The 26,477-nt window shown below is 68.2% G+C and carries 25 protein-coding genes; 19 read left to right on the top strand and 6 right to left on the bottom strand.

Annotated elements, in window-relative coordinates:
• The first annotated feature begins 75 nt into the window (after positions 1 to 75).
• Genes H261_RS12565 through sseA form a run of 4 tightly spaced genes read left to right on the top strand, consistent with a single transcriptional unit; the run spans position 76 to position 4,720 of the window.
• A complete protein-coding gene (locus H261_RS12565; protein WP_008618023.1) occupies positions 76 to 585 on the top strand; it encodes a (2Fe-2S)-binding protein in 510 nt (169 codons plus the stop codon).
• Positions 582 to 2,759, top strand: a complete 2,178-nt coding sequence (locus H261_RS12560; RefSeq protein WP_008618019.1) for a xanthine dehydrogenase family protein molybdopterin-binding subunit — start codon at positions 582 to 584, stop codon at positions 2,757 to 2,759. The genes H261_RS12565 and H261_RS12560 overlap by 4 nt, the downstream gene beginning before the upstream one ends.
• Before the next feature lie 58 nt (positions 2,760 to 2,817).
• A complete protein-coding gene (locus H261_RS12555) occupies positions 2,818 to 3,822 on the top strand; it encodes a cysteine synthase A (protein WP_008618018.1) in 1,005 nt (334 codons plus the stop codon).
• A gap of 43 nt (positions 3,823 to 3,865) precedes the next feature.
• Positions 3,866 to 4,720: a 3-mercaptopyruvate sulfurtransferase gene (gene sseA / locus H261_RS12550; protein WP_008618017.1), complete on the top strand. Its 855-nt coding sequence runs from the start codon at positions 3,866 to 3,868 to the stop codon at positions 4,718 to 4,720.
• A 56-nt stretch (positions 4,721 to 4,776) separates the two neighbouring features.
• On the opposite strand, the gene H261_RS12545 is transcribed toward sseA, so the two are convergent.
• Together H261_RS12545 and H261_RS12540 are read right to left on the bottom strand one after the other, a co-directional pair.
• Positions 4,777 to 5,004, bottom strand: coding sequence for a DUF6967 family protein (locus H261_RS12545; protein WP_008618016.1), 228 nt, complete (start codon positions 5,002 to 5,004; stop codon positions 4,777 to 4,779).
• Between the two features lie 11 nt (positions 5,005 to 5,015).
• A complete protein-coding gene (locus tag H261_RS12540) occupies positions 5,016 to 5,867 on the bottom strand; it encodes a TauD/TfdA family dioxygenase (RefSeq protein WP_008618015.1) in 852 nt (283 codons plus the stop codon).
• Positions 5,868 to 6,125: 258 nt separating this feature from the next.
• Here H261_RS12540 and dsrA point away from each other — a divergent pair, with 258 nt between their 5' ends.
• From dsrA to H261_RS12470, 14 genes are all read left to right on the top strand, one after another.
• Positions 6,126 to 7,379 (top strand): dissimilatory-type sulfite reductase subunit alpha, encoded by a 1,254-nt coding sequence (gene dsrA, locus H261_RS12535; RefSeq protein WP_008618014.1) that lies wholly within the window; start codon positions 6,126 to 6,128, stop codon positions 7,377 to 7,379.
• 12 nt (positions 7,380 to 7,391) lie between these two features.
• Positions 7,392 to 8,462: a dissimilatory-type sulfite reductase subunit beta gene (gene dsrB, locus H261_RS12530; RefSeq protein WP_008618013.1), complete on the top strand. Its 1,071-nt coding sequence runs from the start codon at positions 7,392 to 7,394 to the stop codon at positions 8,460 to 8,462.
• 11 nt (positions 8,463 to 8,473) lie between these two features.
• The gene (tusD, locus tag H261_RS12525) at positions 8,474 to 8,833 is read left to right on the top strand and encodes a sulfurtransferase complex subunit TusD (protein WP_008618012.1); all 360 of its coding nucleotides are present in this window, start codon (positions 8,474 to 8,476) and stop codon (positions 8,831 to 8,833) included.
• 4 nt (positions 8,834 to 8,837) lie between these two features.
• Entirely contained in the window at positions 8,838 to 9,218 is a 381-nt protein-coding gene (gene tusC, locus H261_RS12520) for a sulfurtransferase complex subunit TusC (RefSeq protein ID WP_008618011.1), read from the top strand.
• A gap of 115 nt (positions 9,219 to 9,333) precedes the next feature.
• On the top strand, positions 9,334 to 9,642 hold the full coding sequence (gene tusB / locus H261_RS12515; RefSeq protein ID WP_008618010.1) for a sulfurtransferase complex subunit TusB: 309 nt from the start codon (positions 9,334 to 9,336) through the stop codon (positions 9,640 to 9,642).
• A gap of 29 nt (positions 9,643 to 9,671) precedes the next feature.
• The gene (locus H261_RS12510) at positions 9,672 to 10,004 is read left to right on the top strand and encodes a TusE/DsrC/DsvC family sulfur relay protein (protein ID WP_008618009.1); all 333 of its coding nucleotides are present in this window, start codon (positions 9,672 to 9,674) and stop codon (positions 10,002 to 10,004) included.
• Between the two features lie 86 nt (positions 10,005 to 10,090).
• Positions 10,091 to 10,816 (top strand): respiratory nitrate reductase subunit gamma, encoded by a 726-nt coding sequence (locus tag H261_RS12505; protein ID WP_008618008.1) that lies wholly within the window; start codon positions 10,091 to 10,093, stop codon positions 10,814 to 10,816.
• A 2-nt stretch (positions 10,817 to 10,818) separates the two neighbouring features.
• Positions 10,819 to 12,321 (top strand): sulfate reduction electron transfer complex DsrMKJOP subunit DsrK, encoded by a 1,503-nt coding sequence (dsrK, locus tag H261_RS12500; RefSeq protein ID WP_008618007.1) that lies wholly within the window; start codon positions 10,819 to 10,821, stop codon positions 12,319 to 12,321.
• Between the two features lie 22 nt (positions 12,322 to 12,343).
• Complete coding sequence (locus H261_RS12495; RefSeq protein WP_008618006.1) at positions 12,344 to 14,299, top strand: NAD(P)-binding protein; 1,956 nt, start codon at positions 12,344 to 12,346, stop codon at positions 14,297 to 14,299.
• A 101-nt stretch (positions 14,300 to 14,400) separates the two neighbouring features.
• On the top strand, positions 14,401 to 14,766 hold the full coding sequence (locus H261_RS12490; protein ID WP_008618005.1) for an Hdr-like menaquinol oxidoreductase cytochrome c subunit: 366 nt from the start codon (positions 14,401 to 14,403) through the stop codon (positions 14,764 to 14,766).
• The gene (gene dsrO, locus H261_RS12485) at positions 14,763 to 15,458 is read left to right on the top strand and encodes a sulfate reduction electron transfer complex DsrMKJOP subunit DsrO (protein WP_008618004.1); all 696 of its coding nucleotides are present in this window, start codon (positions 14,763 to 14,765) and stop codon (positions 15,456 to 15,458) included. The genes H261_RS12490 and dsrO overlap by 4 nt, the downstream gene beginning before the upstream one ends.
• A gap of 3 nt (positions 15,459 to 15,461) precedes the next feature.
• Positions 15,462 to 16,673 (top strand): NrfD/PsrC family molybdoenzyme membrane anchor subunit, encoded by a 1,212-nt coding sequence (gene nrfD, locus H261_RS12480; protein WP_008618003.1) that lies wholly within the window; start codon positions 15,462 to 15,464, stop codon positions 16,671 to 16,673.
• Positions 16,674 to 16,800: 127 nt separating this feature from the next.
• A complete protein-coding gene (locus H261_RS12475) occupies positions 16,801 to 18,081 on the top strand; it encodes a hypothetical protein (RefSeq protein WP_152426848.1) in 1,281 nt (426 codons plus the stop codon).
• 153 nt (positions 18,082 to 18,234) lie between these two features.
• Positions 18,235 to 20,334, top strand: coding sequence for a protein-disulfide reductase DsbD family protein (locus H261_RS12470; RefSeq protein ID WP_152426847.1), 2,100 nt, complete (start codon positions 18,235 to 18,237; stop codon positions 20,332 to 20,334).
• A 17-nt stretch (positions 20,335 to 20,351) separates the two neighbouring features.
• Here H261_RS12470 and H261_RS12465 read toward each other — a convergent pair whose 3' ends face one another.
• From H261_RS12465 to thrC, 3 genes are read right to left on the bottom strand one after another with little or no spacing between them, the layout of a single operon-like run.
• Positions 20,352 to 21,701, bottom strand: a complete 1,350-nt coding sequence (locus tag H261_RS12465) for an ABC transporter substrate-binding protein (protein WP_008617999.1) — start codon at positions 21,699 to 21,701, stop codon at positions 20,352 to 20,354.
• Positions 21,702 to 22,967: a M16 family metallopeptidase gene (locus tag H261_RS12460; protein ID WP_008617997.1), complete on the bottom strand. Its 1,266-nt coding sequence runs from the start codon at positions 22,965 to 22,967 to the stop codon at positions 21,702 to 21,704.
• A complete protein-coding gene (gene thrC, locus H261_RS12455; protein WP_008617996.1) occupies positions 22,964 to 24,367 on the bottom strand; it encodes a threonine synthase in 1,404 nt (467 codons plus the stop codon). Before thrC ends, H261_RS12460 begins: the two co-directional genes overlap by 4 nt.
• Before the next feature lie 299 nt (positions 24,368 to 24,666).
• On the opposite strand from thrC, the gene H261_RS12450 reads away from it, so the two are divergent.
• A complete protein-coding gene (locus H261_RS12450) occupies positions 24,667 to 26,016 on the top strand; it encodes a sensor histidine kinase (RefSeq protein ID WP_235062921.1) in 1,350 nt (449 codons plus the stop codon).
• A 60-nt stretch (positions 26,017 to 26,076) separates the two neighbouring features.
• On the opposite strand, the gene H261_RS12445 is transcribed toward H261_RS12450, so the two are convergent.
• Complete coding sequence (locus tag H261_RS12445) at positions 26,077 to 26,463, bottom strand: RrF2 family transcriptional regulator (protein WP_008617994.1); 387 nt, start codon at positions 26,461 to 26,463, stop codon at positions 26,077 to 26,079.
• Between the last annotated feature and the right edge of the window lie 14 nt (positions 26,464 to 26,477).

Raw genomic sequence — 26,477 nt, 5'->3', positions numbered from 1 at the left:
AACGGATCAAGGCGGCCTTGGGCAAGCCGGCGATTTGGCCCTATAGTGCATGCTCCAACCGCGCGCGAGGACCCCATGCCCGGCAAACCCGCGTCCCCCGGCAAGACGAAAGCCCCCGCTCTCCTCTTTCTCACCGTCAACGGCGCCGAGCGCAACGCGGCCATAGCCGACGGCGACATGCCGCTGATCTACTGGCTGCGCGGCGAACTGGAGCTTACCGGCACCCATCTCGGCTGCGGCAAGGGCGAGTGCGGCGCCTGCACCGTGCTGATCGACGGCCAGCCGGCCCGCGCCTGCCAGATTCCCGTGGCGGCGGCGGCGGGCCGGTCGGTGACCACCATCGAAGGCCTGGGCACCCCCCTGGCGCCCCATCCGCTGCAGGCGGCGTTCATCGCCGAACAGGCCGCCCAGTGCGGCTGGTGCACCCCCGGCATGGTGATGGAAGGCGCCGCCCTGCTGGCCCGCGACGCCCAGCCCGGCCGGGACGAGGTCAAGGCGGCGCTGGACGGCCATCTGTGCCGCTGCGGCAGCCATCACCGGGTGCTGCGCGCCGTGCTGCGCGCCGCCGGGGGAGCCAAGCCATGAACCCGGCCCTGTCGCGCCGCGCCCTGCTGCGGGCCGGGGCAGCCCTGACGGTGGCCTTCGCCCTGCCCCGCCCGGCCAGGGCCGCCGCGGCCAAGACCAACGACCCGGGCGAGGTGGACGGCTTCCTGAGCATCGGCGCCGACGGCCGGGTGACGGTCTATTGCGGCAAGGTCGATCTCGGCCAGGGCCTGCGGGTGGCCATCCGCCAGATGGCCGCCGAGGAGTTGGGACTGGGCATGGACGCCATCACCCTGGTGGAGGGCGACACCCTGCTCACCCCCGACCAGGGCCCCACCGCCGGCTCCACCGGGGTGGCCCGGGGCGGCGTGCAGATCCGGCAGGCCGCCGCCACGGCGCGCCACGCCCTGATCCGTCTGGCCGCCGCCCGGCTGGACCGCCCGCCCCAGGACCTGGACCTCAGGGACGGCGTGGTCGCCCCGGCGGATGGCGGGCGCTCCATCGCCATGGGCGATCTGATAGGCGAGGCGGGTTTCGCGCTCAAGCTCGATCCCCAGGCCAGATTGCGCGATCCGGCGGAATACCGGTTGGTGGGCAAGCCGCTGCCCCGTCCCGACCTGCCGGCCAAGGTCTACGGCAGTCACACCTATGTCCACGACGTCAAGCTGCCCGGCATGCTGCACGCAAGGGTGATCCGCCCGCCCGTAGTGGGGGCCACGCTGCTCAAGGTGGACGAATCCTCCATCAAGGCGGTCAAGGGCGCCCGCGTGGTGCGCCTCAAGGATTTCCTGGCGGTGGTGGCCGGCCGCGAATGGGAGGCCGTGCGCGCCGCCGCCCTGCTGAAGGCCGTCTGGTCGGATTCCGCCCCGCTGATGGGGCACGGGGCGGTGCGCGGCTGGCTCAAGGCCGGCCCCTTCGCCGCCGAGGAGGTGCTGAAGGCCAAGGGCGACGCCACGGCCCGCCTGGCCGACGCCCCACCCCCGGTGGAGTATTACTGGCCGGTGCAATCCCACGCCTCGCTGGGGCCGAGCTGCGCCGTGGCCCAGGTGGGGAGCGGCGCCGCCACCATCTGGACCGCCTCGCAGGCCACCCACCGCTTCCGCCCCGCCTTCGCCGCCATGCTGGGGCTGCCGGTGGACAAGGTGCGGCTGATCTATCTCGACGGCTCGGGCTGCTACGGCATGAACGGCCACGACGACGCCGCCGCCGACGCCGCCCTGCTGGCCAAGACGGTCGGCAAACCGGTGCGCGTCGCCTGGAGCCGCGACGACGAGTTGGGCTGGGACCCCAAGGGACCGCCCCAGCTGATCGCCATGCGCGGCGCCATGTCACCGGCCGGACAGGTGCTGGGCTGGAGTACCGAGATGTGGCTGCCCAAGGCCACCGCCGGCCTGTCCCATGTGCCGCTGCTCGCCCCCGAGGCGGCGGGCATCGCCCAGCCCAGAGGCCTGGTCACCGGCCTGCTGGCCCAGAACGGCGATCCGCCCTATGCCGCCGTCGACCTGGAGGTCAAGGTCCACTGGCTGGCCGACGCCCCCTTGCGCCCCAGCAACATCCGGGCGCCGGGCAAGATCGCCAACAGCTTCGCGGTGGAAAGCTTCTTCGACGAGCTGTGCGCCCGCGTCGGGCTGGACCCGCTGGTCACCCGCCTGATCGGGCTGCGCGACCTGAGGGGCGTCGCGGTGCTGACCAAGGCGGCGTCCATGATGGCCTGGGCGCCGCGCCCCATCCCCAATCCCCGGCGCGACGGCACCGGGCGCGGCATCGCCTATGTCCACTACAAGCACTCGGAAACCTACGTGGCCATCGCCATGGAGGTGGCCGTCGACGCCGAGGCCGGGCGCATCGCCGTAAAGCGGGTGACCTGCGCCCATGATTGCGGGCTGGTGATCAATCCCGACGCCCTGAGGATGCAGATCGAGGGCTGCATCCTGCAGACCCTGTCGCGCACCCTGCTGGAGGAAACCACCTTCGACCGCGCCCGCGTCACCGCCACCGACCAGTCGGGCTATCCGATCCTCGGCTTCCTGGGTGTCCCCGACATCGCCGTCGAGTTGATCGACCGGCCCGGCCAGCCGCCCATGGGCGGCGGCGAGGCGGCGGCCACCCCGGTGCCCGCCGCCCTGGCCAACGCGGTGTTCGACGCGGCGGGACTCCGCCTGCGGACGGTGCCGTTCACCCCGGTGCGGGTGAGGGAGGCGTCACAAGCCTTGTAGTTCGCTATCCGGCTAGCTACATTATTGCTATGGTAATTATACGGAAACTACACCAGCCATGACGGACATTCGCGACGGCTTCCTCGACTCCATCGGCAACACCCCCCTGATCCGCCTCAAGCGCGCCTCGGAGGAGACAGGCTGCGAGATCCTGGGCAAGGCCGAGTTCCTCAATCCCGGCGGTTCGGTCAAGGACCGCGCCGCCCTGGCCATCATCCGGGACGCCGAGGCCAGGGGTCTTCTGAAGCCCGGCGGGGTGATCGTCGAGGGTACGGCGGGCAATACCGGCATCGGCCTGGCCCTGGTGGCCAACGCCCTGGGCTACCGTACCGTCATCGTCATGCCCGAGACCCAAAGCCAGGAAAAGAAGGACATGCTGCGGCTGGTGGGCGCCGATTTGCGCCTCGTCCCGGCGGTGCCCTATGCCAATCCCGGCAATTACGTGCGCTATTCCGAGACCCTGGCGGGCGAGTTGGCCAAGACCGAGCCGGCCGGCGTGCTGTGGGCCAACCAGTTCGACAACGTCGCCAACCGCATGGGCCATTTCCACACCACCGGCCAGGAAATCTGGCGCCAGACCGACGGCAAGGTGGACGCCTTCACCTGCGCGGTGGGCACCGGCGGCACCCTGGCCGGCACCGGCATGGCGCTGAAGGAGCACAACAGGAACGTCAAGGTGGTGCTGGCCGACCCCCTGGGCTCGGCGCTCTACAACCACTACGCCCACGGCGAGCTGAAGGCCGAGGGCACCTCCATCACCGAAGGCATCGGCCAGGGCCGCATCACCAAGAATCTGGAGGATGCCCCCATCGACGATCAGGTCCAGGTCACCGACCACGAGGCGCTGCCGCTGATCTTCAACCTGGTCAGGCAGGAAGGCCTCGTCCTGGGCGGATCGAGCGGAATCAACGTGATGGCCGCCATCAAGGTGGCGCGCATACTCGGTCCCGGACACACGGTGGTGACAGTGCTGGCCGATTATGGTACCCGCTATCAAAGCAAGCTGTTCAATCCGGCCTTCCTGCGCGAGCGCGGTCTGCCGGTGCCCGATTGGCTGGACTGAGCGGCGACCAAACAAGAGCAAGCCCGCAAGGGGGGAAGCAAGCATGACCTATCCCAATCCGGACGCCCTCGTCAGCACCGAGTGGCTGGCCTCGCACCTCGCCGCGCCCGACGTCCGCGTCGTGGATGCCAGCTGGTACACGCCGGCCCAGAACCGCAACGCCCGCGAGGAATACGACGCCGAGCACATTCCCGGCGCCGTGTTCTTCGACATCGACGAGATCGCCGATACGGATTCCACCCTGCCCCACATGCTGCCCGCGCCGGAGAAGTTCTCCAGCAAGGTGCGCAAACTCGGCCTGGGTAACGGCAACAAGATCGTGATCTACGACGGCTCGGGCTTCACCAGCGCCGCGGCGCGCGCCTGGTGGATGTTCCGCACCTTCGGCCACCGCGATGTTTCGGTGCTGGACGGCGGCTTCCCCAAGTGGCTGCGCGAGGGCTTGGCCGTCGAGGACCTGCCGCCCGTGCCGCGCACGCGGCACTTCATCAGCCACTACAACCACCTGCTGGTCCGCGACCTGGACCACATGAAGGCCAACCTGGAGAACAAGCGCGAGCTGGTACTCGACGCCCGCGCCCGCGCCCGCTTCAAGGGCGAGGCGGCCGAGCCGCGCCCCACCAAGCACCAGGGTCACATTCCCGGCTCGGTCAACGTGCCCTTCGCCGACCTGATCGACGAAAAGACCCGCTGCATGCTCCCCGCCGACCAGTTGAAGGCCCGCTTCGACGCCGCCGGCATCGAGCCCAAGCAGCCGGTGGCCATCACCTGCGGCTCGGGCGTCACCGCCTGTACCGTGGCGCTGGCGCTGGACCTGCTGGGCCACAAGGACGTGGCGGTCTATGACGGCTCGTGGGCCGAATGGGGCAACCGCGACGACACCCCCGTCGAGAAGTAATTCCCCCCTGCCATCCCTCCCCCCCGAAGCCACACCGGCGGCTTCGGGGGGGATGCCTATTCCGGGCTCCACTCCCCCATCACCGCCATCATCTGTGCCACCGTCGCCTCGTCCAGGTCGACGATGGTGAAGCGGGCGCGCCCTTCCTTGATGCGCATCCTCAAGATGCGCAGGCCGCTTTCGTGCTCCACGGCGGAAAAGGAAATCTCGCGGCTCCACGGTGCCGCCAGGGTGGCGAGCGGAGTGACGGCTTCCTTGGCGAATTCGGGATCGTCGGTGGTCACGGCCGGTCCTTTCAGGTTTCCACCACCCGCTGGTGATAGCGCGCCCGGTAGAGCAGACGCGGCATGGCGGGATCATCGCGGAAGGGTTCACGGGTATGGAGGGGGTTGTTGGAGACCAGCCCCTGGCCGGGCTCCAGCACATGCTCGAAGACATGGGGCGACGGCCCGTCCAGCAGGCGCCGGATGGAAGCCGCCGCCGGGGCGGCGCGCTCCGACCAGATCACGTGGCGCGAGCGCGCCGTGTAGCGCATGTGGAGCGAGCCGTCCGGGCCGACCGAAAACACCGGCCCCACCGTCGCCGGGCGGGCCAGGCCTTCCTCGTCGTTGCCGGGAATGGTCATGGCATCGGGCGCCATCAGCGCCCGGACCAGTTCCGGGTCCTCGTCCCGGAGCAGGATGTACAGAATATCGTGGTCCATCAGCCGGTTGGCCCCGCCGTCCGCCGCCTTTCCGGCGCAATGGAGCAGCAGCGCCCGCACATTGCGGTCCGGCGGATTGTAGTAGCCGTCGGTATGCCAGGCGATGGGCCGCTCGGTATAGGGGATGTAGCGGGAACGCGCGCCCTCGCGGTGCACCGTCAGCGGCGTGATGCCGTCGTCGTCGGCCAGGGCGTTGGCGTCCAGCGAGACCAACCCCAACCGTTCCCCCAAGGCCTTCAACGCCGCCTTGTGGTCGCGTCCCGGCTTCGGCCCCTCGGCATAGACCGCCATGTTGGACCGGCGCAGGCGCTCCAGCAACGCCCGGTGCTCGGCCGGGGTCAGCGCCGTGATGTCGCCCACCTCGACCACCAGACCGGCGACGCAAGTGGGGGCGGCGGCCAGCCGCCCGTCCCGCCAGCGTCCATAAGCCTCCCGGTCGTCCATACGGAAACAGCCTGGAATCATTGAAGCTTTTCCTCCCTCGCCATTTTCATGCGAATTCGCTAAAGAATCCACTTGGATCGATGCCTTCCGTAATATTATCATCCTCGAATGTAATCGGCCGCATAGAACGGCCGGACGAATCAGGAGAGGTCCGGGAGCAACGCTTCCCAACGGATCGCACAATTCATCCAGCGTATTGCCGCGCCGCCTTGGCGTGCGTGCGGGCGCATAGTGACGACGGCGAGGGAGCGAGAAGCAATGACCAAGAAGATGCCGCCCACCCCCATGCTCGACCAGTTGGAAAGCGGTCCCTGGCCCAGCTTCGTGACCGGCCTGAAGCGCCTGGCCGAAGGCGACGAGGGCAAGGCCCATTCCGGCATCATGAAGAGCCTGCTGGGCCAGCTGGAGCACAGCTACCAGACCCGCAAGGGCTATTGGAAGGGCGGCACGGTGGGCGTGTTCGGCTATGGCGCCGGCGTCATCCCGCGCTTTTCCGAGGTGGCCGAGCAATATCCGGAAAGCTCGGAATTCCACACGCTGCGCATCATGCCGGCGCCGGGCTTCTTCTACGACACCAAGACGCTGCGCCAGATGTGCGACATCTGGGAAGAGCACGGCTCGGGCCTGATCGCCTTGCACGGCCAAAGCGGCGACATCATGTTCCAGGGCTGCCGCACCGATCAGGTCCAGCCCGCCTGGGACAAGCTCAACGAGATGGGCTTCGACATGGGCGGCGCCGGGGCCGGCGTGCGCACCGCCGCCTCCTGCGTCGGCCCGGCCCGCTGCGAGCAGGCCTGCTTCGATACCCTGGAAGCCCACCGGACCATCATCAACGACTTCACCGACGACATTCACCGGCCCTCGCTGCCCTACAAGCTGAAATTCAAGTTCTCGGGCTGCGCCAACGACTGCGCCAACGCCACCCAGCGGGCCGACGTGGCCATCCTGGGCACCTGGAAGGACGACATGCAGGTCGACCAGACGGAGGTGCAGGCCAAGGTGCGCCAGTTGGGCCGCAAGGAATTCATCAACCAGGTGATCCGCATGTGCCCGACCCAGGCGCTGGGGCTCAACGACGACGACACGCTCGACATCGACAACAAGTCCTGCGTGCGCTGCATGCACTGCATCAACGTCTGCACCAAGGCCCTGGAGCCGGGCAAGGACAGAGGCATCTGCATCCTGGTGGGCGGCAAGCGCACCCTGAAGATCGGCGACCTGATGGGCACCGTGGTGATCCCCTTCATGAAGCTGGAGAGCGAGGAGGATTACGAAAAGCTCCTGGAACTGGCCCACAACATGCTCGACTTCTTCGCCGACAACGCGCTCGAGCACGAGCGCACCGGCGAGATGATCGAGCGCATCGGGCTGGTCAATTACCTGGAGGCCCTGGGCCTGCCGCTCGACGTCAACATGATCAACCAGCCGCGCACCAACTCCTACATCCGCACCGACGGATGGGAAGAGGAGGCCCGCAAGTGGGCCGGGCGCAAGACCTCAGCCGCCGAGTAGGAGACAACGACCATGAGCGAACTTCGTCGTCCCATCGAAAGCGGCGTGCCGGATTCCAAGCAATTCATGCATCCGGCCCTGGTCAGGAATTACGGCAAGTGGGCCTTCCACGACCGGCCGCGCCCCGGCGTGCTGCGCCACGTCTCCGACACCGGCGAAGCGGTGTTCACCGTCAAGGCCGGCACCCAGCGCCAGCTGGACGTCTTCACCATCCGCAAGCTGTGCGACATCGCCGACGCGTTCTGCGACGGCCATGTGCGCTTCACCATCCGCTCCTCGGTGGAGTTCATGACCACCGACGAGTCCAAGGTCCAGCCGCTGATCGACCGCCTGGAGGCCGACGGCTTCCCGGTGGGCGGCACCGGCAATTCGGTGGGCTTCATCAGCCATACCCAGGGCTGGCTGCACTGCGACATCCCCGGCACCGACGCCTCGGGCGTGGTCAAGGCGCTGATGGACGAACTGGTCGACGAGTTCAAGTCCGAGGAGATGCCCAACCGCGTCAAGATCACCACGTCATGCTGCCAGATCAATTGCGGCGGCCAGGGCGACATCGCCATCAACGTCCAGCACACCAAGCCGCCGGTGATCAACCACGCGCTGGTGGCCGGCGTCTGCGAGCGCCCGGCGGTGATCGCACGCTGTCCGGTGGCGGCCATCCGCCCCGCTTTGGTGGACGGCAAGCCCTCGCTGGAAGTGGACGAGAAGAAGTGCGTGTGCTGCGGCGCCTGCTATCCGCCCTGCCCGCCCATGCAGATCAACGACCCCGTCCATTCCAAGATCGCCATCTGGGTGGGCGGCAAGCATTCCTCCACCCGCTCCAAGCCCATGTTCCACAAGCTGGTGGCCGCCGGCCTGCCCAACAACGCGCCGCGTTGGCCGGAAGTGGCCGAGGTGGTGAAGAAGATCCTCAGCGTCTACAAGGCCGACGCGCGGGCCTGGGAGCGCATGGGCGAGTGGATCGAGCGCATCGGCTGGCCGCGCTTCTTCGAACTGACCGAACTGCCGTTCACCAAGTACCATGTGGACAACTGGCGCGGCGGAAGGGCCAATCTCAACGCCTCGGCGCACCTGCACTTCTAGGAGGACGGAGCATGAAGTTCGCCGTTCTGGTCAATGAAGGCCCCTACAACCACCAGGCCGCCGATTCCGCCTTGCAATTCTGCAAGGCGGCGGTGGACAAGGGACACGAGATCTTCCGGGTATTCTTCTATTACGACGGGGTCAACAACGCGACCAAACTGGGTGAGCCGCCCAGCGACGACCGCAACGTGACGAGGAACTGGCAGAAGCTGGCCGAGGACCACAAGGTCGATCTGGTGGTCTGCGTCGCCGCCGGCCTGCGCCGCGGCATCACCGAATCCAACCTCGCGCCGGGCTTCCGCATCTCGGGCCTGGGACAGCTGATCGAGGCAGGCATCCATGCCGACCGCCTCGTGACTTTCGGGGATTAAAGCCATGGACGATATGGAAAGCGGCATCGTCAAGAAGTTCATGTTCGTCAACCGCAAGGCCCCCCATGGCACGGTCTACGCCCTGGAAGTCCTCGAGATGGTGCTGATCTCGGCGGCCTTCGACCAGGATGTCCATCTGGCCTTCCTCGACGACGGCGTGCTGCAGATCAAGAAGGGCCAGACCCCCGCCGGCATCGGCGTCAAGAACTTCTCGCCCACCTACCGGGCGCTGGAGGGCTACGACATCGAGAAGCTGTACGTGGAGGCGGAAAGCCTGGCAGAGCGCGGCCTGACCGAGGACGATCTGCTGGTCCCCGTCGAGGTTCTCAGCCGCGCCGAGATGGGCAAGCTGATGGCCGGGATGGACGTGGTTCTGACGGCGTAACTCCGAGGGGCGCAGGCCCCGAGGCAAGGGCAAGGCCCGCCGCGCCTTATGGCGCGAGAGCCAAGGGTTTCGCGAGAAACCCGCCCGACGATTGAGGGCAAAAAGGAATCTTGCAATGAGCACGCTGCACACCGTCAACAAGTCGCCCTTCGAGCGGTCCTGCCTGGATGCCTGCCTGGGCCACGCCCAGCCGGGCGACGCCATCCTGCTGATCGAGGACGCCGTCATCGCCGCCCTGTCCGGCACCGCCTTCGAGGGCAAGATGGCCGATGCCGCCAAGACCCTGAAGCTGAATGTCCTGGGTCCCGATCTCGCCGCGCGCGGGCTGGACCCGGCCAAGGTGATTAAGGGCACCCACGTTGTCGATTACGCCGGATTCGTCGATCTGGCGGCCGGGACCAGGGCGACCAACGCCTGGCTGTAACTCAAGAAGAGACCTTAGGAGAGGAACACATGGCTTATACCAGCAACGGCGCCGCCATCGAGGCCGATGAAGAGGGCTACCTCACCGATATCAACCAGTGGAACGAGGACCTCGCCGGGCAGATCGCCAAGGACGAGGGCATCACCATGACGCCCGAGCACTGGGAAGTGGTCAACTTCCTGCGCGAGTACTATTCCGAGTACCAGATCGCCCCGGCGGTGCGCGTGCTGACCAAGGCCATCGCCAAGAAGATGGGACCCGACAAGGGCAACAACAAATACCTCTACGAGCTGTTCCCCTACGGTCCGGGCAAGCAGGCGTGCAAGATCGCCGGCCTGCCCAAGCCCACCGGCTGCGTATAGCAAAAATCCCCGGAGCGCGGGCGTCCCGCCCGCCTCCTTTCCGGGACCTGCGGGCGGGACGCCCGCGCTCCGACGAAAGGGCCGTCGTGACGATCTTTTTCGCCATCCTCTTCAGCGTCTCGACCCTGGTCTTCGTCGCCGGGCTGGCGATGAAGATCGCCCAATACGCCCGCACGCCGGCGCCCTTGAAGATTCCCACCACGCCGGCCCCGCTGACCAAGGGCGGCGTGGCGCTCCGCCTGGGCCGCGAGGCCTTGCTGTTCGAAAGCCTGTTCCGCGGCGACAAGCTGCTGTGGTTGTTCGCATTCGTCTTCCACCTGGGCCTCGCCGTGGTGCTGGTCCGCCACGCCCGCTATTTCCAGGGCGAGGCCGGGCCGCTGGTCGCCCTGGTCCAGCCCCTGGCCCAGCCGGCCGGGCTGGCCATGGTGGCGGGCCTTACCCTGCTGCTGGCGCGGCGCTTCGTGATCGAGCGGGTGCGTTACGTCACCGGCCCCTCGGACATCCTGATGCTGGCGCTACTGCTGGCCATCGGGGTGACCGGCATGCTGATGAAATGCGTCATCCACACCGACATCGTCATGGTGAAGGCTTTCTTCACCGGTCTGATGGGATTCGAGCTGCGCCCCCTGCCCGCCGACCCGCTGCTGGGCCTTCACCTCCTGCTGGTCTGCCTGCTGATGATCGTCTTCCCGTTCTCCAAGCTGCTGCACGCGCCGGGCCTGTTCTTCAGCCCGACCCGCAACCAGACCGACAACCCGCGCGAGGTGCGCCATCTGGCCCCCTGGGCCGCCAAGCTGGACGAAGGGCAATAAGCATGGCCGCCGCTCCCTTCGACATCCCCGCCTTGGGCGACCCGGCCGAACATCCCGTTCCGGCCTTGAAGCCCGGCGCCATGGCCGCCTCCAAGCCCTATGTGGCCGCCGAGGCGCACCAGCAGCCCCTGGGCTTTCCCGGCGAGTTGGCCGAGGGCTGGGAGAAGCGCGCCATCGATCACATGGGCGGCTTGCTGTCCAAGTACCGCTCGCTCCAGGTGTTCATGGACATCTGCGTCAAGTGCGGCGCCTGCACCGACAAGTGCCACTACTTCCTGGGGACAGGCGACCCCAAGAACATGCCGGTGGCCCGCGCCGACCTGTTCCGCAGCGTCTACCGCCGCTATTTCACGCCCGTGGGCAAGATCGCGCCCGGTCTGGTGGGGGCGCGCGACATGACGAGGGAGGTGCTGGACGAGTGGTACAGCTACTTCCACCAGTGCTCGCAATGCCGCCGCTGCTCGGTGTTCTGCCCCTACGGCATCGACACCGCCGAGATTTCCATGGCGGCCCGCGACATCATGGATTCCATCGGCCAGGGCCAGAAGTACTGCAACGAGATCATCGGCAAGGTCCACAGGATCGGCAACAATCTCGGCCTGCCCGCCCCGGCCCTGCTGGATACGCTGGAGGGGCTGGAGGAGGACATCCTCGACGAGACCGGCGTGCCGGTGAAGCTGCCCGTCGACGTGGCGGGCGCCGAGGTGCTGCTGGTCACCCCCTCGGCCGACTTCTTCGCCGAGCCGCATGTGCTGGGCCTGATCGGCTATGCCAAGGTCTTCCATGCCGCCGGCGTGTCGTGGACACTGTCGACCAAGGCCTCGGAAGCCGGCAATTTCGGCATGTTCATCGGCAATTACGAGCAGATGAAGAAGATTTCCATGCGCATCCGCGAGGCGGCGCGGGAACTGGGCGTCAAGCGCATCATCTTCGGCGAATGCGGCCATGCCTGGCGCGTCGCCTATTCCTTCCTCAACACCCTGGCCGGGCCCTGGGACTTCCTCGATTCCCGCTATCCAGTGCCCCAGCACATCCTGGAATTCACCAGTGACCTCATCCGCCGCAAGGGCATCAGGCTCGACAAGTCGGGCAATGACGGCATGGTGCTGACCGTCCACGATTCCTGCAATGTGGCGCGCGGCGCCCGCATGGGGACCGAGCCCGGCGGCCAGTTCACCATCCCGCGCGCGGTGATCGCCGCATCGGTCCCCAAGCTGGTGGACATGCACCCCGACACCATCTGCGACAAGACCTTCTGCTGTGGCGGCGGCGGCGGATTGCTCACCGACGAGCTGATCGAGCTGCGCGTCAAGGGCGCCAGCCCCCGCATGGAAGCCCTCAAGGACGTGGTAGACAAGCAAGGCGTCACCCACATGGCTGCCATGTGCGCCATCTGCAAGGCCCAGTTCACCAAGATCCTGCCCTATTACGACTTCGACCGGGAAATGGTGGTCAGCGTTCACCAGTTGGTGAGCAACGCCATCGTGCTCGGCGACAACGACTAAAAATCATTCGGGGAGACGACCCATGGCCGCCAGGACCAGCGCCGAGACCATCACCGAGGGACGGAACTACCGCCGCTACCAGGACGGCGATTTCAAGCCCAGCCAATGGCAGGACGAGATCTTCAAGGCCGGCTGGTCGCACAAATGCCCGACCTATGTGCTGAGGACGCCGCCCTGCTCGGGCTCGTGCCCGTCGGGCCACGACATCCGCGGCTGGCTGGACATCGTGCGCGGCGTGGAGAAGCCCCCGGCCGGCATGGCGTGGCAGGAATACGCCTTCCGCCGCATGGTCGAGGCCAACCCCTTTCCCGCCGTGATGGGCCGTGTCTGCCCGGCACCGTGCGAAAGTGGCTGCAACCGCAACATGGTCGAGGAACACGTCGGCATCAATTCGGTGGAGCACCATATCGGTGACTGGGCTATCGCCAACAAGCTGACCTTCCCCAAGCCGGAGCATGAGACCGGCCGCCACGTGGCGGTGGTGGGCGGCGGCCCGGCCGGCCTGTCGGCGGCCTATCAGTTGCGCCGCGCCGGCCACGCCGTCACCGTCTTCGAGGAAAAGGCCGAGCTGGGCGGCTATGTCCGCTACGGCATCCCCGGCTACCGCACGCCGCGCGAGGTGCTGGACGCCGAGATCAACCGCATTATCGATATGGGCATCACGGTGCGCGCCAGGTGCCGCATCGGCACCGACATCACCGTCTCGGAACTGGAAGAGAAGTTCGACGCCATCTTCTGGGGCATCGGTACCCATGCGGGCCGAGGCCTGCCCATTCCCGGCTGGAAGGACACCGTCAACTGCGTGTCGGGCGTCGCCTTCCTGAAGGCCTTCAACGAGGGCCGGTTGCAGCACGTTCCCGGCCGCATCATCGTTGTGGGCGGCGGCGACACCTCCATCGACGTAGCCTCGGTGGCGCGGCGCCTGGGCCATATCGACACGGTGTCCGAGCAGGACCGCGCCGACAACGTCATCCTCGGCCACGTGGCCCACGACGTGGCGGCCACGGCCCGGCGCGAAGGCGCCAACGTAACGCTGACCTCGCTGTTCGCGGTGGAGAAGATGTTCGCCGCCCAGCGCGAGATCGACGACGCCAAGCGCGAAGGCGTCGACATCCGGGGCGGCATCATGCCGCTGGAGGTGATCCTGAGCGCGGGCGGCCGCGCCACCGGCCTCAAGCTCTGCCGCTGCACCATGGAGGGCATGGTTCCCAAGCCCATAGAGGGCACCGAATTCATCCTGGACGCCGACCTGATCGTCTCGGCCATCGGCCAGAGCGGCGACTTGGCCGACCTGCCGGAGATGGATAACGGCAAGGGCTTCATCAACGCCGACAAGGCCTATCGCGTGCCGGGCAGGCCCAAGCACTTCGTGGGCGGCGACGTGGTCAAGCCGCATCTGCTGACCACCGCCATCGGCCATGGAAGGGTGGCCTCGGCCGGCATCAGCGAATTCCTCGAGCACGGCGACGTGGCCAAGCGGCCCAAGGTGGACGTCCATCACTTCAACCTGCTGGCCAAGCTGCACGAAAGCAACCTGGACCCCGCCCCCTACGCGGCTGGTCCGGTGCGCGGCACCGATGAAGCCAAGTTCGCTGTCCACAATTTCGAAAACCGCGCCGCCGCCGAGATCATTCCCCATGACGACCTGTTCCTGGGCCACTTCACCCGCACGGCGCGGCACCACCGCCACGAGGTGCACATCGACGCCGACAAGGTGATCGGCAATTTCGACGAGCGCCTGCTCCTGCTCACCGACCAGGAGGTGGTGGACGAGGCCAAGCGCTGCATGTCGTGCGGCCTGTGCTTCGAGTGCGACAATTGCGTGGTGTTCTGCCCGCAGACCGCCGTCAGCCGGGTGCCCAAGACCGAGCGCACCACCGGGCGCTACGTGGAGACCGATTATTCCAAGTGCATCGGCTGCCACATCTGCAAGGACGTCTGCCCCACCGGCTACATCCAGATGGGGCTGGGGGAATAGGGATGCTGACGCCGAGAACCCCCACCCCGCCCCTCCCCCAGGCAAGCTGGAGGAGGGGGATCATCGCCTCCCTCCCCCGCCTTTGGTGGGGGAGGGTCGGGGTGGGGGCCTTGGCCGTCCTTATCACGCTGCTTGCCCTGCCCGCCTTCGCCGCCGACCTGCCCCAATGGCCCAAGGCCAAGGGCGAGGCCTGCATCGCCGCCAATGACGTGATGCGCCGCGAGCATCCCGACATGCTGAAGCACCAGCGCGACGACACACTGCGTCTGGGAATTCGGGGTGCCAAGGCCTCGCTGAAGGCCTGTGTCGAGTGCCACGCCGCCACCTCCGCCGATGGACATGCGGTGCCGGTCGACGCTCCCGGCCAGTTCTGCCAGTCCTGCCATTCCTACGTGGCGGTGAAGCCCGACTGCTTCGAGTGCCACGCCACGACGCCCAAGGCGACCGTCCGGGAGGCGTCGCGATGATCAACCGCCGCCACATGATCCTCGCCTCCGGCGCGATGCTGGTCGCCGCCCCCGCCACCGCGCGGCAGGCCGGGCAGCCCGCCTCCGCCGCCCAGCGCTGGGGTCTGCTGATCGACACCAGTAAGTGCGGCGTCGAATGCACTGTGTGCGTCGAGGCCTGCAAGGCCGAAATGGGACTTTCCGGCCACGACCGGCCCCGCACCGACGCCCAGTACGTCCGCAAGGTCAATGTCCGCGATCCCGCCACCGGGGCGGCCCATTCCGTGCCGGTGATGTGCCAGCACTGCGCCAAGCCGCCCTGCGTCGACGTCTGCCCCACCGGCGCCTCCATGAAGCGGGCCGACGGCATCGTGCTGGTCGACCGTCACATCTGCATCGGCTGCCGCTACTGCATGATGGCCTGCCCCTACAAGGCGCGCTCCTTCGCCCACGAGGATCAGAGCGGCCAGCAGCCGCACCTGCCGCGCGGCAAGGGCACGGTGGAGGGCTGCACGCTGTGCGTCCACCGCATCGACGAGGGCAAGCCCCCCGCCTGTGTCGAGGCCTGCGCCGCCAGGGCCAGGGGCGCCATGCTGTTCGGCGACCTGAACGACCCGAAATCGGAAATCGCACAAAAGGTGGCGCGCGAGGCCACCACCCGCATCCGCGCCGACCTGGGGCTGGAGCCCGGCGTGCGTTACCAGGGGATCTGAGCCATGAGCGCCATCACCAGCTACACCCAGGTGCGCCCCTACACGCGGGGCTGGCTGGCCCTGATGGCGGGATTGGGCGCGGTGATCGCCGTGGCGCTGGGCGCCGTCTGGCATATGGAGCACCAGGGCCACTGGGTCACCGGCATGACCAATCAGGTGGTGTGGGGTCTGCCCCACGTCTTCGCCGTGTTCCTGATCGTCGCCGCCTCGGGGGCGCTCAACGTCGCCTCCATGGGGTCGGTGTTCGGGCGGGTGGGGTACCAGCCGCTGGGCCGCCTGTCCGCCCTGCTGGCGGTGGCGCTGCTGGCCGGCGGCCTTGCCGTGCTGGTCCTCGACCTGGGCCGGCCCGACCGTCTGTCCGTCGCCATGACCCACTTCAACTTCAAATCCATCTTCGCCTGGAACGTCATCCTCTATTCCGGCTTCATGGCCGTGGTGGCCGCCTACCTGTGGACCATGATGGACTGGCGGGCGAAGCGCTTCTACAAGCCGGCGGCGCTGGCCGCCTTTGGCTGGCGGCTCATTCTCACCACCGGCACCGGCTGCATCTTCGGTTTCCTGGCGGCGCGCGAAGCCTATGGCGCGGCGGTGATGGCGCCGCTGTTCATCGCCATGTCCTTCGCCTACGGCCTGGCGGCATTCATCCTGGTGCTGTCGCTGTCGTTCAAGATGACCCGGCGGAGCATGGGCGACGCCCTGCCGGCCCGGCTGGTGCGGCTGCTCGGGCTGTTCGTCGCCGCCAACCTCTACTTCACCGCGTTGCATCATGTCACCCAGCTGTATTTCGCCGGCCGCTCCGGGGTCGAGGCGTTCATCCTGTGGAACGGCGGCATCCACACCGCCCTGTTCTGGGGGGGCCAGGTGGGGCTGGGCGGCATCCTGCCCCTGGCCGTCGCCTATGGCGGCTGCGGCCACGCGCCGCGCAAGCGGGCCATGATGGCCTCGGTCATGGTGGTGCTGGGCGGGCTGGCCCAGGTCTGGGTCATCGTCATCGGCGGCCAGGCCTGGCCGCTGGACCTGTTCCCCGGCATGGAGGCGTCCTCCACCTTCGCCGACGGACATGTCCACGACTATGCCCCCAGCGCCTGGGAGGTCATGCTGGGCCTGGGCGGCATCGCCATCGCCCTGGTCGTCACCACCCTGGGAATCACCGCCTTGCGTCTGCTGCCGGCCCATCTGGGGGAAGCAACCGGATCGTGCCGCTCGCCCGATTAGGACACATATGACGCGCCACCAACTGAAGTATGGTTCCGTTAACAATTTATTGATGTTTGCGCCACTCCATGTCCATCCTTGCCGTAGGGTTATGGGCAAATAACCATCACTTCCCGGGGGGGAGAGTGTGACCGCAAGCATCAACACCCGCAAAGGGTCTGCAGCGCAGCAGCAGGATGATGGATTGGACGCGGTGCGCAATACGCTGCGCACCCAGGTCTCCGACATCCTTCGCATCAATATCGGACAACTTTCCGCGGTTCCGCAGCATGAGGTCTACGACCACGTCCTGAACACGCCGGGCCTGCTGCACGAATGCTTCCAGGTGTTCCGCAGCCAGCCGGACCTGTTCCGCAAGGTGGTGCTCCGCAAGGACAAGCGCCCGGCGACCGAAGGCGGCGAGGAACTGTGGTGCGGCCGCACCCTGGACCATGTGGTGGCGCTGGTGGTGCGGGCCTCGGCCAAGCGCTACTTCCGCGATGCCATGCCGGCCCCCGAGGCGCCGCCGCCCGTCGCGGTCCAGGCGCCGTCCCTGCTGCACAAGACCGCCATCAAGCTGGGCATCAAGAAGCCCATCCACCGCGCCCCCTACGTGGCGGCCAAGGGACCGGGCGACAAGCTCTACGAGGTTTTCCGCGACAACCTGCGCTATGAATGGCAGGCCCAGTTGATCCCCAGCTACTCGGCGCTGCATCCCAGCACCGTGCGCGTCCTGGGGCCGCGCATCCTCAAGCTGCGGGAATCCGCCCAGATCGACATCCTGGCGGCCGAGGGGCTGGGCCCCGACGGGCGCCTGCCCCTGCTGCTGGAGGACGCGCGCCGCCTGCGCGCCGTGGATGGCAGCATCGATTCCAACGCCCTGATGGAGGCCTTCACCAAGCAGGGCCTGGAGGCCGTATTCCCCGAGTTGGACGAAGTGGCGCTGCGCAAGGCGGTGTCGCAGATCGCCGTCATGGAGACCAAGACGGTGGACATGATCTTCCCCGCCCTGGAATTCGCGCTGAAGCCGGTGACGGTGTTCCTGTTCGCCGCCTACACCAAGCTGGAGATGAAGGGTTTCCGCCAGGCCTTCGGCCCCCACTGCGCCCTGTGGGCGGTGCAGAAATTGGGCAAGCACCTGGAGACCCAGCGGCCCTGGCCGCGCTCCATGCCCGGCATGAAGGCGGCCTCCCTGGCCGCCATGGCCCACGCCATCGACCTGGACAGCGGCATGCCGGCCAGCGCCACGGTCCGGCCGCCGCCGAAATCGGTGACCGGCGTGCCCAGCAACGCCGCGGTGCCGTCCATGGCCTCGGCCCCGCCGCCCCTGCCGCCTTCGCTCAAGCCCTCGGGCACCGCGGCCAACAACAGCGGCCTGGAGCGCGCCTCGCGCCGCGCCAAGCCGCTGTCCAGCGCCGGGGCGCGATAGTTCACCCCCAGCCCCGGTCGTGCCCGCCGCATGACCGGGGTCAAGGCTTCCCCCGCCGATTCCGCCAAGCATTCCCGCCGTGCAGCGGTCGTCATTGACACCGCGTGGCGGGCGGTGCTGTTGTTTGCCGCGAGAAGGCTCGAGGAAGACATCATGGCGTGGATCAAGGCGGCATTGACGGCGGCCCTGCTGCTGACCGGAATTGCGGCGCAGGCGGCGGAACCGGGCGGCTCGGACTGGGCGTCCAGCGAATCCGGCAAGGTCCGCCTGATCTCCGCCACCACCGGCATCGGTGAAAAGGGGGCCGGCGAGGCCGGTCCGCTGCGTCTCGGCCTGCATTTCAAGCTGGAACCGGGCTGGAAGATCTATTGGCGCACCCCCGGCGACGCCGGCTATCCGCCCAAGCTGGACTGGACCGGCTCGGCCAACCTGGACAATCCCCTGCCGCGCTGGCCGGCGCCGCACCGCTTCGTGCTGGCCGGGCTGCAGAACTACGGCTACATGGACGAGGTGATCCTGCCGCTGGACGCCACGGCCGCCGACGCCTCGCGCCCGGTGGCGGCGCGGCTGTCGGTGGACTTCCTGGCCTGCGCCCAGATCTGCGTGCCGCAAAAGGTCGACCTCGCCCTCGACCTGTCGCCCGGCCCGGCCGCGCCCTCGTCCTTCGCCCACGACATCGGCCGCTTCACCGCCCTGGTGCCCGGCGACGGGCGCCGCCACGGCCTCGCCCTGGATTCCGCCGAGGCCCTGGGCGGCGGCGACACCGCCGCCCTGCGGCTGGCGGTATCCTCCATGGAGCCGTTCACCGACCCCGACGCCTTCGTCGAGGCCGAGGAGGTGGCGGCCTTCGGCCAGCCGCGCGTCAGCCTGTCCGCCGACCGCCGCCGCGCCGTGTTCGAGATTCCGGTGCCGCCCGGCGGGCTGCTGAAGCCGCTGGCCGGCGCCGCCATGACCGTCACCGTCACCGACGGGTTGCGCGCCTTCGAGACCTCCATGATTCCGGTGCCCGGCAGCGCCGCCCCCATGGCGGCGGGCGATGCCCCCGGCCTGGGCGGGATGCTGCTGATCGCGCTGCTGGGCGGGCTGATCCTCAACCTGATGCCCTGCGTCCTGCCGGTGCTGTCCATCAAGGTGCTGGGCGTGCTGGGCCATGGCGGCGGCGAGCGCCGCCATGTGCGGGCCAGCTTCATCGCCTCGGGGGCCGGCATCGTCGTGTCGTTCCTGGCCCTGGCGCTGCTGGCCATCGGGCTGAAACAGGCCGGGGCGGCGGTGGGCTGGGGCATCCAATTCCAGCAGCCGGGCTTCCTGGCCGTGATGGTGGTGCTGCTGGCCCTGTTCGCCGCCAATCTGTGGGGAATGTTCGAGATTCCCATGCCCGCCGTCCTGTTCAGCCGGGGCGGCGGCGCGGCCCACCACACCGTGCTGGGCCACTTCCTGTCGGGGGCCTTCGCCACCTTGCTGGCCACCCCGTGCTCGGCGCCCTTCCTCGGCACCGCCATCGGCTTCGCCCTGGCGCGCGGCCCCGTCGAGATCGCCCTGATCTTCACCGCCCTGGGGCTGGGCATGGCCGCCCCCTATCTGGCGGTGGCGGTCTGGCCGGACGCCGCCCTGAAGCTGCCCAGGCCGGGGCGCTGGATGGTCACCGTGCGCAAGCTGCTGGGTCTCGCCCTGGCCGGGACCGGGCTGTGGCTGCTCACCGTGCTGATGGTGCAGGCGGGGACGCTGGCCGCCCTGGTCACCGGCGGCGCCATGGCCTGCGCCGTGGCCGTTCTCGGCCTGCGGCACCGGCTGCCGGCGGCGGCGCGGCCGGCGGTGACCGCCTGCGTGGTGGCCCTGGCCGGCCTGGCCCTGGCCGCCCCCTTCCACGGCTCGGCCGACGGCGAAAGCGGCGGCGAGACCGGCGGCGCGGTGGCCTGGGGCCGCTTCGACAGCCAGACGCTGGCCCGGCTGGTGTCGGACGGCAAGGTGGTGTTCGTGGACGTCACCGCCGACTGGTGCATCACCTGCAAGGTCAACAAGGCGGCGGTGATCGAGCGGGGCGAGGTGGCTAGCCGCCTGTCGTCGCCCGGCGTGGTGGCGCTGCGTGCCGACTGGACCCGGCCCGACGAGGGTATTTCCCGCTATCTGGCGTCGTTCGGGCGCTACGGCATCCCCTTCAACGCCGTCTACGGCCCCAGCGCCCCGGACGGCATCGCCCTGCCGGAACTGCTGAGCGAGGCCGAGGTGCTGGCGGCGCTCGACAAGGCGCGTTAGATCCGGAACGGCATGGGCTACCGCGCCGGAACCGCCGCCGGTGGTGGCTTGGGCTTGGCCGGGACGGTGGGGGCCGGGGCCGGAAGCTTCGGCTTGGGCGGCTGGCCCGCCGGCTGAGCCGCCGGGGGCGTGCCGGGCTTGGCGGCGACGCCGGGGGTGGTTTCCTCGACCCAGCGCATGGGGCACAGGCCGGCATCGCGGCTGTGCCAGTCCTTGATCAGGGTCGAGCGCAATTCCTCGGTGGGGCGGCCCTTGGCGTCGCGGGTGGTGCGGCGCAGATAGACGCTGACCGAGGGGAAATGGTTGGAATCGAAGCGGAAACTTCCGCGTACCGAGGGGAATTCGGCGCGGCGCAGGGCGTTGCGCACCGCCTCGCGGTCGTTGGTGCGCCCCCCCGTGGCGCGCAATGCGGCGTCCAGCATCTGGGCGGTATCGTAGCCCTGAGCCACCCAGCCGGTCACCGGGCGGCCGAATTCCTGCTCGAAATCCGAGATCAGGCGCTTGCCCAGCGGCGTGTCGAGATCGGGGCTCCACGGCGCCACGTTGAGCACCTCCATGCCGGAATCGGTCATGGCGGGCAGCAGGGGACGCTCCCAGCCTTGCCACACGCCGATCATGGGAATGTCGGTCTTCAGCCCGGCGGCGGCGTATTCGCGGGCGAAGGCGCCGCCCATGCCGCCGGTCAGCAGGTTGATCACCGCGTCGGGGGCGGCGTGGCGCATGGCGGCGATCTCGTCGGGAAAGCGGGTGGCGCCGTGGCGGGGGCGCAGCACCTCGGCCACCTCGCCCGGCCAGGCGCGGCGGATGGTGGCCACCGCCTGGTCGGTGGCGGGGGCGTCGGTGCCGATGATCACCACGCGGCGCATCTTCTCGGCGGCCAGATGGATGCCGATGGCCTCGTGCACCGCCTGGACCGGCGTCGCCACCTGGAAGAACCAGGGCGAGCAGCCGGCCCCGGCCAGGCTGGCCGGGGCGGCGTCCAGATTGAGGACGAAGGTGCGGGACTCGGTCAGCGTCCTGACCATGGCCGACATGGAGGGCAACGGCACCGCCGTCACCACGAAGTCGACCTTTTCGCGCTCCAGCAGCTTGCGCGCCACCGCCAGGGCGGTATCGGGCGAGCCCCTGTCGTCCTGGACGACAACCCGCACCTCCTGGTTGGCGAAGCGGCCGCCCAGGTGGCGCATGGCGGTGGTGAAGCCGTCGACGCTGTCCTGCCCGGCCATGGCGCCGGGCCCCGACAGCGAGGCGATCACCGCCACCACGATGGTGGGATTGGACACGCCGGTCGCCGACGGCAGGGCAAGGGCGGCGGAGGAGGACAACAGCAGCAGAAGGACGGCGAGGGCGGCGCGGACGCGGCGCATTTACGGCCTCAGCCGCTCGGCCACCCGCTCGAAGCTCTCCACCTTGCCCAGGGGGCCGATGGCGGCGAAGGTGGGGGTGCCTGCGAACAGGCGCCGCGCCACCCGGGCGCAATCCTCGGCGGTGATGGCCTCCACCTTCTCGACCACCTCGGCGACGGGCACGGGGCGGCCATAGACCACCACCTGGCGGGCCAGCTGCTCGCAGCGCGACGTGGTGCTTTCCAGGCTCATCAGGATCGAGGCCTTGAGCTGGGCGCGGGCGCGCTGCACCTCGGCCTCATTGACGCCGCCGCACACCTTGACGATCTCGTCGCACATGACGGGAATCAACTCGGCCACCTCGTCCTCGCCGGTGCCGGCATAGACGCCGAACAGGCCGCCGTCGTTATAGGACGAGGCGAAGGAATAGATGGAATAGACCAGACCGCGCTTCTCGCGCACCTCCTGGAACAGACGGCTCGACATGCCGCCGCCCAGCAGGGTGGACAGCACCGAGGCCGAGTAATAATCGGGGTCGTCATAGGCGACGCCGTTGAAGCCCACCACCACGTGGACCTGCTCCAGCTCGCTCCGCTCCTCGCGGAAATCGCCGCCCACGTAGCGGGCCTGATCGGTCACCGCCGCCTGATGGGGCGGCAGTTGCGAGAAGGCCGCCGCCGCCGTGGCCACCAGATGGTCGTGGTCGATGCGGCCCGAGGCCGACAACACCATGCGCGGCGCCGAATAATTGCCGCGCAGGTAGCCCATCACCTGGTCGCGGCTCATGGAGCGCACCAGTTCCTCGCTGCCCAGCACCGGGCGGCCCAGGGGCTGGTCGGGATAGGCGGTGGACTGGAAGTGGTCGAAGATGATGTCGTCGGGGGTGTCGATGGCCTGGTTGATCTCCTGGACCACCACCGCCTGCTCGCGGGCCAGTTCCTCGGATTCCAGGGTCGAGTGCTGCAGGATGTCGGCGATGATGTCGAGCGCCAGCCCGGCATCCTCCTTCAGCACCTTGGCGTAATAGGCGGTATGGTCGCGGGCGGTGTAGGCGTTGAGGTGGCCGCCCACCGCGTCCATCTCCTCGGCGATGTCGAGCGCCGAGCGCCGCGCCGTGCCCTTGAAGGCCATGTGTTCGAGCAGATGGCTGACGCCGTTGATCTCGGCCGGCTCGTGCCGTGTCCCGGCATCGACCCAGACGCCCAGCGACGCCGTCTCCACCGTGTCCATGGGATCGGTGACGATCTTCAGCCCGGAAGGCAGCCGGGTCTCGCGGATGGTGCTCATGCGCTTGTCCGTCCGGCGAAAGTCCGGACATAGCCCTTCAGGGCCTCGGCATCGTTGCCCAGGCGGTCCAGGCGCTCGGTCCGCGAGAACAGGTCGGCCATGTGGGGCGGCAGGCCGGGGCGCACGCCCGTGGCCTTCTCCACCGCGTCGGGGAACTTGGCGGGATGGGCGGTGGCCAGGGCCACCATGGCGCAATCCTTGGCGGCATGGGCCTTCAGCGCGGCGGCAACGCCGATCACCGAATGGGGGTCGAGCGTCTCGCCGGTGGAGCGCTTGAGCGAGCGCATGGCGGCCAGGGTCGCCTCGTCGTCGAAGCAATAGGCCTCGAAGACCTCGCGCATGGCATTCCAGGCGCCCTGGGGCATGACCATGGCGCCGTTCTTGCGGAAGTCGTCCATCAGCTTGGCCACGGCGGCGCCGTCGCCGCCCAGGGACAGGAACATCAGCCGCTCGAAGTTGGAGGAAACCTGGATGTCCATGCTGGGCGACAGCGTCGGCACCACGCCGTCGGTCTTCATGATTCCACCCTCGAAGAAGCGGGTCAGGATGTCGTTGGTGTTGGAGCCGACGACCAGCCTGTCCACCGGCAGGCCCATCAGCCGGGCGGCATAGCCGGCGAAGACGTTGCCGAAATTGCCGGTGGGCACCGAAAAGCTCATGGGCACGTCGGGCGCCCCCAGCGCCACCCCGGCGGCGAAGTAATAGACGATCTGGGCCATGACGCGGGCCCAGTTGATGGAGTTGACCGCCGACAGGTTCATCTCGTCGCGGAAGGCCGCGTCGTTGAACAGCGCCTTCACCAGATCCTGGCAATCGTCGAAGGTGCCATCCACCGCCACGTTGCGCACGTTGGCGGACAGCACGGTGGTCATCTGGCGGCGCTGCACCTCGGAGACGCGGCCGAAGGGATGCAGGATGACGATGTCGACGGCGGCGCGGTCGCGGCAGGCCTCGATGGCCGCCGAGCCGGTGTCGCCCGAGGTGGCGCCGACGATGGTGACCTTCTGGCCCTTCTTCTTCAGGACGTGGTCGAACAGGCGGCCGACCAGTTGCAGGGCATAGTCCTTGAAGGCCAGCGTCGGGCCGTGGAACAGCTCCATGACCCACTGGTTATGGCCCAGCTGCTTCAAGGGCGCCACCGCCGGATGGCTGAAGGCGCCGTAGGATTCGGCGCACAACCGGGTCAGCTCTGCATCGCTCAGGCAGCCCTCGACGAAGGGGCGCATGACCCGCGCCGCCAGTTCGGCATAGGACAGGCCCCGCATGGCGCGGATTTCGGCGGCCGAGAACACCGGCCAGCTTTGCGGCAGGTAAAGGCCGCCGTCACGGGCCAGACCGGCCAGCAGGACGTCGTCGAAATCAAGGACCGGCGCGGCGCCGCGGGTGCTCACATACTTCAAGGGAAGCCTCGTCAAGGGCGAAATGCAAAAGTGGGATACACTAGCGATGCCGGAACGGCGGAGCAAGCATGCCGCTGTCCGGGGGGTAAACCCAAAGCGCAAAGGAATAAGCCTGAACTTTCAGGTTGATACGGGTTTCACCTGACCATACTCTACGAATAGACATATTTCGCTACATTTCGTTTCAGCGGGGTCGGGAAGCGGTGGTGGCTGGCATAACGGCGAGAAGCGAGGGGATGGACGCCGTGGGATCAGGCGAAAACCGCTTTCGGGACAATATGGTGCGACGGTTGGCGACCATGCCGCTGAACGTCCTGTTCGTAGGCGGAAGCGTGTTCGCCGTGGTGGTCGCCGAACTGGTCGCCGCCTCGGTCAGTCTGATGATGATCGGCCATGTACCGCCGGTGGTCTGGGTGGGAGCCTTCTTCGCCCCCTTGGTGGTGGCGCCCGCCGAACTGGCGGTGCTGGTGGCGGTGATCGGCCGCCTGCGCGACGAGACAACCCGCCGGCGTCAGGCCGAGCGCGACCTGCTCGACGATTCCTCCCGCCGCCGTCAGGTGGAGGCGGAACTCCATGCCAACGAGGCGAAGCTGCGCGCCATGTTCGAGATGTCGCCGCTGGGCATGGTGCGGACCACCCCGGACGGCGCCTTTCTCGAGGCCAATCCGGCCTTTCTCGGCATGGTCGGCTACAGCCTGGAGGATCTGCGCGCCCTGAGCTATTGGGATCTCACTCCGGTCCGCTTCGCCGAGGATGCGGTCCGCCTGCTGGACAGCCTGGAGAGAGAGGGGCATTTCGGTCCCTACGAGAAGGAGTACATCCACAAGGACGGCCGGCGGATTCCCGTCCGCCTGTCCGGGGTGCTGATCACCGGCGGCGACGGCGAGGGCTACGTCTGGTCGATTATCGAGAACATCACCGAATCCCGCATGGTGGAACGGACCCTGACCGCCAAATCCGAGGAACTGGCCCGTTCCAATGCCGACCTCGAACAGTTCGCCTTCATCGCGTCCCACGACCTGCGCGAGCCGCTGCGCATGGTCAGCGCCTATATGGGCCTGCTGGAGCGGCATTTCGGCCCGATGGTCGGCGCCGAGGGCGCCGAATACATCGCCTACGCCAAGGAAGGCGCCCAGCGTATGGACCGCCTGGTCCTCGACCTGCTGGAATTCTCCCGCGTCGGCCGCATGGAGGAAGCGCCGGAACCCGTCCCCCTGGACGAGGTGCTGGACGGCGTGCTCGCCAACCTCTCTCCCACCCTGGCGGAATGTGGCGCCCAGGTGGGGCGTCCGGCCCCGCTGCCCGCCATTCCGGCCGTACGGGGCGAGATGGCGCAGGTGCTCCAGAACCTGATCGGCAACGCCGTCAAGTACCGCGACCCGTCCCGCCCCCTGGTGATCGAGGTTTCCGCCCGCCAGGAGCCGGGGCAATGGGTGGTGGCGGTGGCCGACAACGGCATCGGCATCGCCCCGGAATACCGCGAGCGCATCTTCCGCATCTTCCAGCGCCTGCATACCCGCGAGCGCTTCGAGGGGACCGGCGTCGGGCTGGCCATCTGCAAGCGCATCGTCGAGCGGCACGGCGGCCGCATCTGGGTGGATTCGGTGCCGGGCGAAGGCGCGATCTTCAGCTTCTCCCTGCCCGCCTGAGCGGTTGCCGGCCAAGAATACAGACGGCCTGCGGAAGACGGGCTTGACAGGAAAGCGCCCCTAAATCACGTCCGCCAGGGTCTTGCCGTCGAACACCGCCAGGAAGGCGGCCAGGGCGTTATCGACCAGGGAGCGCAGCCGGCACTCGGCGATGGGGCAGGTGTCGCAGGGCTCGTGACAGGGCAGCAGGGCCAGGTTCTCCTGCTGGCGGAACAGCCGGCCCAGATCGATGGCCTCGGGCTCACGGCCCAGGCGCAGGCCGCCATGCTTGCCCCGCACCGTCTGGATATGCCCCTGCTCGGCCAGGGAGCGGACGATCTTCTTCAGATGCTCGGCGGAGATGGCGTAGTACTCGGCCACCTCGCGCACCGTCACCACCCGGTCGCGATGGCGCGACAGGTAGATCAGCAGGCGGATGGAAAAGTCGGTGAACTGGGTGATCTTCATCGTGATTCCGCCTG

It is taken from the genome of Paramagnetospirillum caucaseum (assembly GCF_000342045.1).
Classification (GTDB): Bacteria; Pseudomonadota; Alphaproteobacteria; order Rhodospirillales; family Magnetospirillaceae; genus Phaeospirillum; species Phaeospirillum caucaseum.
The sequence above is the reverse complement of the archived record's forward strand: the minus strand, read 5'-3'. Positions and strand labels throughout refer to the sequence as shown.